This is a genomic window from Streptomyces sp. NPDC052236, assembly GCF_044548015.1.
In the GTDB taxonomy this organism is placed as follows: domain Bacteria; phylum Actinomycetota; class Actinomycetes; order Streptomycetales; family Streptomycetaceae; genus Streptomyces.
Genome location: NZ_JBIUBL010000014.1, coordinates 193,799 through 207,693 on the forward strand (window position 1 = coordinate 193,799; position 13,895 = coordinate 207,693).

General features: G+C 70.7%; 2 protein-coding genes (1 of these 2 cut by a window edge). Both read left to right on the forward strand.

The features are described 5' to 3' along the window. Window positions 1-955 carry the 3' portion of a lonely Cys domain-containing protein gene (locus tag ACIHCQ_RS23655; protein WP_399665622.1) on the forward strand. The gene continues 26,036 nt to the left of window position 1, outside the view, so 955 of the gene's 26,991 nt are visible here — the last part of the coding sequence; its start codon lies beyond the left edge, outside the window; the stop codon is at window positions 953-955. A 270-nt stretch (window positions 956-1,225) separates the two neighbouring features. Next, the gene (locus ACIHCQ_RS23660) at window positions 1,226-13,894 is read left to right on the forward strand and encodes a lonely Cys domain-containing protein (RefSeq protein ID WP_399665625.1); all 12,669 of its coding nucleotides are present in this window, start codon (window positions 1,226-1,228) and stop codon (window positions 13,892-13,894) included. Window position 13,895 lies beyond the last annotated feature (1 nt).

Here is a 13,895-nt window from a genome sequence, read left to right on the forward strand (position 1 = left end):
GACCAGGCTCAAGATCTCGCTCGGGCTCGTGTACGCGGCACTGCGGATGGCCGGCGACCCGGACTGGAAGCCGCCCGCCCACCAGGAGGTGGGCGCGCACGCCGGCGTGGCGCAGCAGGCGCTGCGCGCGGCAGACGGGCCGGGCTCGGTGACCGTCTTCGAGCCGGAAGAGGCCGAAGTCACCGCGCTCTTCCGGGAGATGCTGGACCTGATCTTCTGGCGGCCCGAGGACCGTGAGCAGGCCATGGCCCTGTACTCGGTCACCTCGTGGTACGGCGGCGCGGGCGCCGCTCGGACCGACGCCGCCACGGCCGGTCTGCTGGAGACGGCCGGTGTGCCGGGGCTTGAGGCGCTGGAGCCGCTGGGCGGCGTGTTGGTCAGCCAACTGCCCGGGGGAGCGGTGTTCTTCCGGTCCGCCGAGGAAGGAGCGGACCGGGGGGAAGCGGCTGCGGCTGCGTCGGCGAGGCTGCGCGCCATGTACGAGGGCGGCGACGCCTTTGTCTCCATGATCGCGTTCAATCGTCCGCCCTATGTGCCAAACGTCTTCGGTTCGGGTGGAAGCCGGCGGCTCGGGGTCGCGGAGTTCATCGCGATGCTGCCCCGCCTGGGCTGGTCGCCGGGGCAGCCGCTGGTGATCGCCCACCCCACCGACGACATTTCAGCGTCCCTGGTCACGTGGGCTTCGGAGGTGGCCTCCGCGCTGGGGCAGCCGGTGTACCTCCCGGTCAATGCCTACGAGTACGCCGAGGACGTCGAACTGTCGGCGGACCGCCTGGCCGGTATCGCAGGCCTTCAGGTGTACGGGCCGGACGGTGGCGCCGTGGACGACGACGGCGAAACGGTAACGCTGCCGGGGGCCTCCTGGATCCGGCTCCTGCCCAGGGCAGCCGGTGGCGTGAGGCCGTACACCCTCTGGCCGGTGGGGAACGGATACGTGCGCTACCCCCTCGGGTGATGCCGCTTCCGCCTGGGCGGCGGCCGGTTCTTCCCGTACGTACGGTCCGCTGGGCACATCGTTGACCTCTTTTGTCGTCAGCTCGCCATGTATTGGTCACCCACTAGGCCCAGGTGCTTGTCACCTGACAGGAGTGAACTACCCGGAGCGATGACGTGCATCGGCGAGCCGGGGGTGCCGCCTCGGGGGCTGTGGGGGAACGTGACGGGCTTGGTTCGGTGGGAGTTTCCGCGCGCCTCGCGCTGCGCGGAAAGCGAAACAAAGCGTTAGATGGCGATCATGTTCCCGCCGGGGTTGCGGGAGTTCATCGAGATCTGGGTGGGCGCGAACGTCGCCACCGGCAATGAGGACAGGGGCTTCGACAGCCGTAACCCTTATATTCGGCTGGCGGACGATATCGGAGTGCTGTCCGACGCGATGAAGGCGGCGATTGCCACAGCCGGGGACTCTCTTCCGCCGGAGATCGCCAAGGAGTTCGTCGCCGCGGTGAAGATGTTCGTCGACGATGCCGGGCAGAACCATCTTCAGGATTTCGCCGACGAGGTCCGGGCGATCGGCGCCCGGAATGTGGACCGGTCGATCAAGCTGGGGGAAGCGAAGTACCAGATTCTTCTTGAGTTCATTTTCATGAATCTTGAGATCGCTCTGATCGCCGCGCTCGCGGTTTTCACCGGTGGTACTTCGCTGACTCAGATAGCCCTGGTGAGGTCACGCACCGCGCTGACGATACTGCTGCTGCTCCAGCGGCTGGGGCGCGCTGTCCCGACGCCGCTCTCCGCGTTGCTGGAAGCGATCCAGGAGGCGTTCATCACCTTCGCGTCTCAGGTTATCTCGATGATCGCGCCGGACGATCCGGATCGGCGGCGTCCGGAATTCGACTGGGCTGACATCGGGCAGGCGGCGGTCGCGGGGGCGCTGGCGGGGGTGTTCAGCGACATTTTCTCCCATGTGACGGCGCCGTTCATCCGTGACCTCTTCAAGAAGAACTCGCCGTGGAAGGAGGTATTCGACCTTCCGCTGGCCTTCGTCAACGAGGGGCAGGCCGAAACCTTCGCGGAAGCGTTCACCAAACTCTTCTTCACGGGCACGTTCTCCATCAACCCGGCCACGTTCGTGAGCGCCGGAACCAGTGGGGTCCTCTTCGAGGCCGCTTCCACCACCGCCGAGTACGGCGGGAAGTGGCTGCACCACAAGTTCTTTCAAGATCTCAACTTCGGTCAGAATGACACCAATTACGTCACGGGTGGCGGCGGTGGTGGGAACGGGAACGGTAGTGGAGGTGACAACTACACGCCGACTCCCTGGAAGGCCCCCGATCCCGGTCCCGAGCAGAGCACCGATCCCTACGGCTTCCCGACCGAGTACCGCTTCGACGCCTCGCCCCGTCCGTATACGGCTTCCGCCAACGGCACCTACGACACCTACGACTCCGCGTCGTCTGTCAGCGATGTCAGTGACACCCAGTCGATTTTCAGCGACGTCAGCGATGTTTCGTCCGTCTCGGACTACGACTTCGACGGGGGCGAGTACGGGCAGCAGGGGCCGCTGATCGGCGGGGGCGCCGGTACATACCCGGGCGCGGCGAACGGTCTGGGGACCGTGAACGGACTGGGCGCGGGCGGTGCGGCCAAGCCGCCGTACTCGTACGCCTCGGATCCGGACGGGGAGAACGCTCTGCCCGTGACGGGGGACTTGAGTCCCGAGAGCGTCTTCTCCACGCTCAACCCCTCGGGCGCCACGGCACCCGGGTACGTTCCACCCGCGGGTACGGGTGTCGGCGCGCTGCCCAACATCCCCGCCACCGTGGGCTCTTCCGCCCCCGTGCCGCCGTACACTCCGGCCGCCGCCTCCGGCTACCAGGACCCCGACAGCCTCCTCGCCGACGACAACCTCGTCGTTCCCGAAGAGGGGCTGCCGGATCCGGAGAGCACTCCGTCCGCCGAGTCGCCCGCGGGCCGACCGGGCACCAACAACGGCACCGGCTCCGTCCCGGAAGAGACCGTACGAGAGCGGACGGCGGACGACGACGACACCTTGGCACCGTTCGCCGAGGACACACACGTGGACAGGGACACGGACACGGACGGCGTCCCGGACGCCACCGCGCAGGTGAAGGGCACCCCGGCCGCCGACGACATCACCCCGGCCCCCCGGACAGCACCGAACGCCGCCACAACGGAGGTGGTGGCCCCGGCCGACACTGCCGTGGCCTTGTCGGTACCCGTGGTGGTGCCGGACCTCTCGCCCGCGCCTGCCCACACCCACACCCACGCCGCACCCCGCCCCGAAGCCGGCGCGCAGCAGCCGACCCCGGCTCGGGGCACCACTCCCGTGAGCACCCCCAACGGCGAGGCGGCGGTCGCGGAGGAAACCCAGCTCCCGCCCGACCAGCAGGAGCAGGCGGCCCCTGTCAGCAGCACGTTCGCCGGCACGCTCGGCGATGGTGCCGACACCCGTACTCCCTCGTCCGAGAAGACCACGTCAGACGGTCCGCCGCCGTACCGACCCCTGCGGACCGAGTCCGAAGCCCTGCCGGTGGACTCCTCCCGGGCTGCCTCCGGGGGATTGCCACCCACCGCCTCCGAAGGGGTGTACTTCAGCTCCCCCGCGCCGTCCATGCCCGGTTCCCCCGACTCGCTCGACATGATCATGGACTGGGAGGACGGCAACGACGCGGTGTCCGACGACGAGTCCATGGCCGAATCCCCCGAGCCGTCCCCCACCACCGAAGAGATCCACCACCAGTTGCTCGCGGGCGTATTCGGCTCCGACGTCGAGTCGAACCGCATCTACCCCGCCCTCCGCGATGCCATGGAGCGGCTCGACCTGCTGCGGCAGACCGACCCCGGTCTGCGGGACGGTCCGCTCGATCTGGACGCCCTGACCCGCCGGGTGCTCGGCCTGGACACCGCCGCCCCGGTGACCGGCGCGCAGCGCGGCGAGTTGTTCCGGGTGGCGATGGACGAGGCGGTGGAATCCGCGGGCAGCCTGGCGGCCCTGGCCGCGTTCCACCTCCAGTTGAGGGGCGTACTGTCCTCCACCCGGGCCATGACCGCCCCCGGCGGTGGCGTCCGGGGCCGTAACTGGACGACGGGCGCCGCGATCGCGGATCTGGATCTGACGACCGCCGGAAAGGTCGTCCACCAACCCGACGGCACGGCGGCGCGCGGCGATGTCCGTACGGCCCCCTGGCACCGTCCCGGCGAGCCGGAGCCGTATGTGGTGGTGGCGGCGGGCACGCACAACCATGTCGTGGTGCGCGGCTTCGACGGCGCGCCGCGCCGGGTGCCGATCGATGTGTTCGCCGAGCTGCTGGCCATCGACCCGGCACTGGCCGGGCTCCCCGAGGGCGTTCCCGTCGTACTGCTGATTCCCGGCGCGGGTGCCCGGGGCCTGGATCTGCCACGCCGGACGGCGGACCGGATCGGCCGGGACACCTGGTCGGCCAACGGCACCGTGAAGCTGGCCCCGCAGCAGGACCCGTCCCTGCCGCACACCATTTCTCTGTCGTCCGGTGAGGGCCTGTTGCGCGCCGACTGGATCCGCAGCACCCCCGGTCAGGTGCTCGACTCCGCCGAGTACGAGAGCGCCCCGGGCTGGGAGCGCGAGGTGCTGACCCACACCGTCGTCACCGACAACGGAACGATCGGCAGAGGTGTGTTCGACGAGGCCGAGGCCCCGCGGATGATGGAACACCTCCGGCACGCGACGGAGGCGACGGAGCTCTGGCACAGGAACCCGGCCACCAACGTCTGGACCAAGGACGACGCGCCCGTGCCGTTCGCCGGAAAGCCGGTGTACGTCTTCGGCGCGCACGCCTGGCCGGGCCAGACCCATCTGCCGACAGAGGGGAACACGGTCAAGGTCGCCCGGCGGCGAGAGGCCGGGGGAATGCTCAAACGGCGTCCGAGCCTGGCACGACTCCCCAAGGAATACGGCGTGCTGATGGAGGCATGCTGGAACGCGGCCCCGGAAGGGGTGGTCCGCTCCCGCAGGGACGCTCGTGACGCCTTCGTCCCCGACCCGCTGGCGGCTGTCAGCGAAGGTCAGCACGCGTCCAACGTGACCGGCCGTACCGTGTACGGCTCCACCCGCGCCGTCGGGCTCGTGAACCTGCCGGGCCGGGGATACGTACATGTCGCGCTGACCGATGCGCAGGGACGGCGCGGCAGGTGGCTGGAGTTCCGTCCGGAGCCCGCCGGTGACGCGCTCGACGACCGCGCCCGTGCGGCCGGCCTGCACACCGGTCCCGGGCCCGTCCCGGACGCGACCCGTGACCGGGCGCTGAGGCTGGTCCGCGCGCTGCGCCTGGCCTTCGGGGTGACTGTCGAGGACGACAGCCAGTACGCGGATCTGCTCGGCGGCATCGGCGCGCTGGAGGCCATGCGCGAGTCCGATCCATCGCTCGGCGGTTTCGGGCCGTTCACCATGGACCTGTTCGAGCGTGCCGCCCGCGCGGACCGTCAGCGGCAGCCCGGCGCAGTGGACGGCGACCCGGGTCCCGACGCCTATCGGGACCTGCTGACCAGGGCCGCCGAGGTCGCGAACACGCGGCCCGGCACCGCCCTCAGCGACTTCGTCGCCCTGCCGCAGATCGTCGCGACGGCCCAGCGGCTGGGCGGCCTCGCGGACCTGGACGCCGAGGCCGTCAGGATCCTGCGCCTGGACGGCGGCCCGGCCGCCGTCGGGGAGCCCGAGCGGTCACGGCTGTTCTGGGCGACGGTGAAAGGCCTGGAATGGGAGAGCAGGGTCCCCGACCCGGACGCGCTCACCGCCAAGGTTCTCCATCTGGACCAGCCGGACCCGGCGCGGCGGCCCGAGCTGCTCCAACTGGTTGCCCAGGCAGCGGCTGTGGGGCGTGATGTGGACAGCCCGACAGAGCTGGCCGCGTTCCATCTCGAACTGCTGGGAGCCCTCTCCTCCGAAACCCAGCTGGCCGATGCCGGAGGCGTGCCGACCGGCCGCAACTGGGCACAGTCCGCGCCGAACGCGAGGGTGGACACGGGCCGCGTCGTCGCCTTCGCCCCGTCGCAGGGCGGCGGTTACCACCCGACGGGTACACAGGGCGCGCCATGGAGTGCTCCCGACCGGCCTGCGCCGTACCTGGTCTGGGCTCCGGGCGGATCGGACCACCTGCTGATGACCCTGCCCGGCGGCTTCAGCCGCCGGGTGCCGTACGACGAGGTCGCCGAACTGCTGTCGCGTGACCCGGTGCTGTCCGACCGCCATCTGAACGGCGATGTCGTTCTGGCTGTCCCGAAGGCAGGGCTGGTGGGACCGGCGGGCGGAGGCGTCCCGAACACCGATCCCCGGGCTGTCATCAGCGTGGCGACCGGCCGGGGTGTGTGGGCCTCACAAGGCAGCGTGGGCCTGGGCCGAACCGGTCAGTCGAACCCGTACATCCCCTCCGTGCTCACCACTGGGCAGGGACGTCCGGTGGCCGCCGACTGGGCGGCCATCAGGCCGCGGGATCTGCTCCCACCGGACCTCGGCGCGTCGACCGGCAACATCGGCGAAACCGGGATCACCTTCGCGGGCGAGGACGCGGACGGGGCCACGCCCCCCGTCAAGCAGCCCACTTCCTCCTCCGCCTCCACCCCGTCCACCGACCCCGTCGCGATTGTGGTACCTGTCCCGTTCCCCGACCCGCCGTCCGACCTGGCACCGTCCGACCCGCCGCCGCCCGAGGACCCGAGCGCGCCCCGCCTGGATCGCGGCCTCCCCCCGCCGCTGCGGGGACGCCGCGACCCGACCCGGTTCGAGGACGGCAGGCAGATGCCCGCCTACATCGACGACCTCCAGTCGCTGCTGCCGCCCGACCTGACCGATGACGAGCTCGGACAACTCCTCGTCAACTCCAGTACCTTCGGCCAGAGCACCGTCGTCCTGCGCGGCATCGACCAGGTGATGGACGCGATCCAGTACGAGCTGGGTCGCCGGCCGGACGCCCGGCTTCCCGAGGGCGACACCCAACTGCTGACCGACATCCGCAAGACGCTCCGGGAGAAGCCGAAGACGCCGGCGGACGGCGGGCGCCCGTTCCCGTACGTCAACGCGGACGGAAAGATCCGGGTGCTGTACGTCAACACGCGCCACTTGGGCAACTGGACGCCGTTCGACGACGGCCTCGGCCACGCCTCGAAGATCGACAGCATGCACCGGGGCGCCGCGACCTTCGGGTTCACCAAGAACATGCAGGCCAACTCCCAGTACGGCCTCGGCGCGCCGATCGGCCCGGCAAGCGCCGCGGCGTTCGGTGGCTTCGGCCGCCTCGCCTTCCGGCTCGGCTTCATCAACAAGGTCGGCTATACGCTGACGGACCAGCGGATGAACCAGATGGAGACCCGTACGCTCGACGATTCCCGGGCGTATCTGGACGACCTCTACTACGAGTTACGCGTCACCGACACCGCCGGACGGGTCGTCACGGGCACCGACGCCGACCCGGCCGCGCCGGCCCAGTTCGCCTTCGGCATACGCAACGGACTGCTGGTGCGCCTGCCCGACAGCGTGCTCAAGATGTCCAAGCCGGGCCGGATCCCCAGGTCGATGGACCTTGACCGGAACTCGCAGTACCGCTTCGTCCGTATCGAGGGGTTCGGCCCCGTCGCGGCGATCCGCGACTGGGCGGCAGCGAGCATCGGAGCCCTGCCGGGCAGCACCGCCTACGACGAGCTGGACACGTTCTTCTCGGGCGACAGCTTCCAGCGGCACAGCGGCACGATGGCGCGCGGCCGGATCACCACCCCGCCGCTGTTCGCCGACGACCGCAAGAAGTCACCGCTGGGCGTCTTCGTGGTGGAGGAGGTGATCCCCCGGGCGGCGGTGCTCATCGGGGAGACCGACAAGGCCGAGATACGGGACATCAACACCTCGACCGTCCGCAGCGAGCGGAGCCGGGCACAGGGCAGAAGCCTGATGCTGCAAGCTGTCGCCGGACCCGCGTTCAACTTCCTCGACCCGGGCACGGCGCCGTTCGACCTGAGGCTCCAGTTCGGGCCGACCGCCCAGTACTCGTACGCGAGGACCTACGCGGCCGGGCTCGGCGGTGCGGGCACCCTCAAGTCGGCGGGACAGGTGAAGGGCCCCAGGACCGCGCTCTACCTGGTCATGAAGTCAGTGCGGGTACGGCGGGCCGGAGACAGCGGCCCGCCGCGGCAGTTCCTCACCTGGAGCCTGGACCGGATGACCAGCTCCGAGGCACGGCGGCTGGCCGGATGGGACGACGGGACCAGACTCGTCCTGCGCCATGGTTCCCCGCCGCCCGTCCCGCCCTATCTGACCGTGGACCGCCCACGGACCCTGGGCATGCACCGGGTGAAGGAGTTCACCTTCGACGACGGGCTGCGCACCCAAGTCACGCCGGACGCGGCGGACGGCGTCGGCCGCACACTGCTCGACGCGTTCGCCGACAGCGTGGTGAACTCCGTCGCCGCCCAGCACCCGGGAATGGTGGTGCCGCTCGACCAGTTGCTGCCCCCGAACCTGCCCAAGGGCTGGCGCGCCCGCTTCAACGACCTGCTGAAGCGGAAGCCCGACGACGTGCTCGACGCGGCTCGGAGCCTGCCCGTGCCGCCCCAGTGGACCGACCCCGCGAAGTACCACACGGCGCTCCAGAACACCTTGCAGATCCTCGGTGTGCTGTCCCAGCAGAACGTCACCGCCAACCTGGAGGCGCTGACCACGATCGGCCTGCGGATCAGGCTCACGGACCCCGGTGCCGTCGGACAGAGCTACTACACCCTCTGGGTGCACGGAACGCTGACCGGACGGCGGTACGAGGGCAAGGACATCAACGAAGGGATGCGCTTCAGCGCCCAGGGTGTCGATCGGCTGGACGGCCAGACGAGCGTCAAACGCGGCATGGACCTGGGCTTCGAAGGCACTCTCTCGGGCCGTGACAACAACATCGACACCACGGGGCTGCCCAAGAACACGCTCGGGCTGACACTGGGCGCGCGCAAGGGATGGCAGCGGGAGGCGGAGACCGCCTACGGCTCGACGGTCACCAACGAACCGATGTCGGTGAGCAACGAGCCCACACACCTGTACCGCTACAACCTCGAACTCACCGCGACCATGGGCGGCTACTGGCGGCCCCGCGGCCTGATCCGCAGCTTCGGCTTCGGGCTGCCCGGACTGCTGGTCCTGGACGAACCGACCCATGTGCTCTTCGGCTGGACGGCGCAGGGCGGGCTGCGGGGCGACGGGCCGGTGACCGGGCAGGTGCTGATCAGCGTCCCTGTCCAGCACACCCCCATCGTGGACCCGTACGCGGACGGGGCCCTCAACCCCTTCCTGGCCGGCGAGCCCGATCCCGTGTCCATGTCCACCGAGCGGGCCCTCGCGCTGGCGAGGGGAGACCTCGTGCTGCCCGGCGACGGCGACGGCGGGAGCGGTGGCGGGCGGCTCGCCGGGCGCGGGACGGATCAGTTCAGGGAGTTCCAGCGGCACCCGTTCGTGATCGTGAACGTGGTGTTGTCGCCCACGCTGATTGCGGAGGTGAGCCGGGTCCTGAAGGCGGCGTCGGGCGACGCCTGGCAGCTGGTGAAGGAGGGCGCCCCCACCCGGGAGGCGATCGTCCGCACCTTTACGCCCCAGTACGCGGCGTCGGGCTTCGACCAGAGCTCGGGGCCCCTGGGCCTGACGGGCAGCGGCCTGCTGGGCAAGGGGCCCGCCCACGAGCTGTGGGGGACCTTTCGGTACGCGACGACGGTGGAGGGACTGCACGCCCTCACTCCGTCGATGTCCATGGACACCGAGATGACACTCGGCGGCACCCGGCAGGCGGGCGGCAAGATCAGTACCGGTACGAGCTTCGTCTTCGGCGGTCAACTGGTCTACTCCGTGGCCCAGTTTCCCGGGCACGGTGTCATGGGCGGTTACGGACTCGTCGCCAACCCTGTGTCGCTGGCACGCGCGCGGAGCGTCAACGTCGTGCGGACCGTCGTCGCCGATATGAACCGCAAGGGGTTCACCCACCAGGTACTGGTGACCGGCGACGTGCACCACTGGTTCGCGCTGACGGCCAGCCGGATCGGGATGGGCCGGATCGGGAAGGCCGCGGCGGCCAGTCCGCTCGTACCGCGGTTGCTCGCCGGAGCGGCGGGGACGGAGCTGACGACCCCTGGCGGCGTGCTGGGGCATCTGCCGGAGAAGAGCGCGCACCGGATGGGGCTGCTGGACGACGGCTTGGGCGAGGTCCCCCGTTACACGCGGGAGGTCTGGTCGCCGCAGCCGTGGCTGCGCGGCGCCGCCTTCGGTACGTACGCGGTGAACGCGCTGGACCCGACCGAGGCGCTGCTCGCGTTCGAGGAGCGGATCTCGAAGCTGGGCCTTGACGAGGCGAGCCGGGAGAGGATCCGGCAGCTGGTGACGGCCCGCGCCACCCGCGCCCTGAAGGGGGAGATGACGACCACCGGTCCGTCCACGATGGTCACCGTCGGAGGCTTGGGCTGGGACGGTGCGCGAATCGGCAACCGGTGGGTCCGGGCCCGAGTCGAACTGATCCCCGGGACACCCGAATTTCAGGGACTCGACCACAGCGTGGAGCTGGAGGAGAACCGGCGGGCCATCGAGACCGTCCAGAAGAGCTCGGAGTCCTCGTCCGGGGCGGACGTGGGGTTCATCACTAGCCAGCTGGTGCACACCGGCAATGTGGACGTCCCGGCCGCCGGGCCCACGTACAGCGAAAGCGGATCCCAGCGGAAGACGGTCGCGTCGAGTCACGCGACCACCACCGTCACGATCTATCGGGCGGCGTCCACCGAACCGCACGCGGAGATCGTCACCCCGTACCGTATGCGGATCACTCTGGAGGCGGACGACAGCCCCCACACGGGCGCCCCGGCCGGCCGGGAGCCGCAGGAGGGGACGGTCACGGCCCTCGACCACTTCCGGGGCAGGCGCCAGATCGTCGAGGAACACGACGTCGGCGAGTTGCGCGAGCACGTGCCGCTCAGCTTGATGGAGCCGTCCGGCGCAGACACGCTCTTGCCCGCGCCGGATCCGAGGGACGATCCCGCCCTGGCCAGGGCGCCCCGGCCGGTGCCGCTTCCACAGGTTTCACAGGTTCCACAGGCGGGCCAGGAACTGACCGTCCGGTACGGGGACGGCGTCGAGCGGCCGTTCACCTTTCCCGAGAACGGCATCCACGCCCGGGGGATCGCCGGTCTTGAGAACGTCCGCGCCGCGAACGACCTCGTCCTCACGAAGGCGTACGACGTCGGCTTCTCCCTCCGTGACCTGGAGGCCGAGGGCGGTCCCGACGCCGCCACCCTGACCGAACTCCTCCGGAAGACCAGAAAGACCGGCCTGACCCAGCTGGGCACCGGCTCCGCGCAGGCGCTGGAGGACGGCAGCAGTGCCATGGCTGTCACGGCGTTCTACCCCCGCACCACGGAGCCCGACGGCTACCAGTTCGCGGGGCTGACGGAGAAGTCCTTCCTGGGTACCGACACCGGGCAACTGTCCCTGCGCTCGACGCCCGACTTCAGCCGCGCGCTGCTGCTGACGGTCGCCGACGGCAAGAAGCTGGAGGTGCTCCGGCGGTACGGCGAGAACGCGGGCACCACATCGGCCGAGGAGCACACCCAGTCCGCGAATTTCGGCGGCGGTTTCCTGTATGACTCTCCCGCCGCGGGTCTCAACCAGGTGGGGGTCTTCGGTCCCGGCCCCAACGACCTGGACGGCGGCGGGATGCCGGTCGGAGACGACCACCTGACCTCGCGCAACCTCAAGCCGAAGACCGGACGGTCGTTCCTGTTCGCCGTCCCCGCCACCTGGCTCAGCGTCGGCGATGTGCACCGGAACATCCTGGACTCGAAGGCCGCGAACAGGCTTCGAGGCGGGGCCTTCAGCAGTACAGCCAGGTCGGGTCCGCAGGCGATGACGTCCGAGGCGTACGTCATCGCCTGGGTACGGGAGGACATCGCCCGCGAGCTGATGCTGATCACCGACACGAATTTCCCCGAGAGGGCAGGAAAGGCGTGGGACGCGGTCAGCAGCGCGAGCAAGGCGTGGGTCGACGCGGACAAGGCGTACTGGAAGAACCGGCGCACCGCCGGCGATCTGCGCAAGGATATCGACACCGCGCAGGGCGCCCTGGACAAAGCCGCCGGGGCCGCCCGTGCCGCCGCGCTCCCGCTCGGCCTCGCCCGCACCGCCGCCGACGCCGCCGACACGGCCGTACGGCAGGCCCAGGACGACGCGGCCCGGGACGACGGCATCGCGCGGAACACCGTGGCCGTCGCACAGGCCGACGTCGACGCCCACGCCCGGTACGAAGCCGAAGCCGAACCCGAGCACGAGGGCTGGGCGCAACTCCTGCGGGACGAGCACGACGCCGCCGGGGCCCGCCTGGCCGAGGCCGTATCGGCCGCCGCCGAACTGCGCGCGGCGGCCGGTCTCCGGCTCGAAACCGCCCGCACCGGGCAGGCCGAAGCCGCTGGCCGACTCACCACGGTCCAGCTGTCCGCCGGGGCCGCCGACCGGCGGCTCGACGCAGCCACCGCCCGCCGCGACACGGTACGCGACGCCTTCGAGACCCGGCGCGCCGAGCTGGACCGGCTCAGGGAGGCGGCGGAGAGCGCCGCGTCGGAGTATCACCGCGTACGGGCAGGGGCCGACCAGCTCACCCGCTGGCACCGGCTGGCGGCCACCGAGGAGGGCAGGGTGCGGCTCGATGGCCTTGCCGAACCGCCGGAGGTGACCCACCAGGCCCCGCCCGAGCCGGCCGAGGCCCCGCCCGCGGCCCCACCCCGCTACACCAGGACCGGTACCGGACCGGACACCGTGCTCACCTCACCCGAGCAGGAGAACTACAAGCAGGAGAACTACACGCTCCACGATGTGCCGAGGGACGGCGAGTCCTTCTTCCGCGCGCTCGCCCAGGGCCTCGCCCTGGCCGCCCCGGAGCTGCTCACCGCGGCCGGCGTCGACCTCGCTGACCCGGCGGCGATGTCCCGGCTGCGTCAGCAGCTGGCGGCCCGGCTGGACGACCCGGCCGACGCGGATCTGCTGGCCTTCGTCACCCCTGACGACACCGACGCCTTCAGCACGGGCGAGATCGCCGGGGCGGGCCTCGACCTCGGAAACGACACCCCGGAGCGCCGCGAGTTCGACGCGCTCGGCGGCCTCATCCCGTACGCCGCGGAGCTGAGCCCGGAGTCCCGGGCGGGACTGGCGGAAGCCCAACTCCTGCGGCGGGGCGACGCCGAGTCGGAGGCCGGATGGAACCACTCCGCCGCGGACGTGCTCCCGATGCTTGCAGCACGGACCTTCGGGGCGCGGATCACCGTGGTCAGGGACGACGGCAGCTTCCAGGACTTCACCGCCGGCCGCCGGGTGGGCGGAGGGAACCTCCAGGGGCTTGTCGAGGAACCCGAGAGCACCCGCCCGCATGTGGTGCTCAGCCTCGACGACCGCCACTACCAACTGGCACTGCCACCCGTGGAGGTGCCCGGCTACGGTGACCGGTTCGCCGACGCGCTGACCTCCGCCCTGCGGCAGCACGCCCCGGACCGCCTCCCGCCGGGCATCGACGCGCCCGACGCCTTCCACCGCTGGGTGGCCGAACACACGCGGGACGATGACGTACCGGCGAATGTTCCCCTGCTGGACGCTCAGAGTCAGGTCACCACGGCCGAACTCACCCGGGCCGGAATCGGCCTGAACGCCACGCGGCAGATCCAGGCCGCGCTGCTCGGCGAGACGCTGTCGGTCGCGGACGCCGGTCTCAGCCGCCTCCAGCAGTTCCTGCTGGTCCAGCGGCGGGCGGCCGAGCAGGGCACCCTGGACGCTCTCACCGCCGGGATCGTCGCCGCTGTGGCAGCGAGGGAGCTGCGGATCCGCGTCCTGCTGCGCGGACTGGACGGCGATGGCGACGTACGCGGCTACGGCGATCCGGGGCACCCAACGATCACACTGGTGTTCGGTTGAA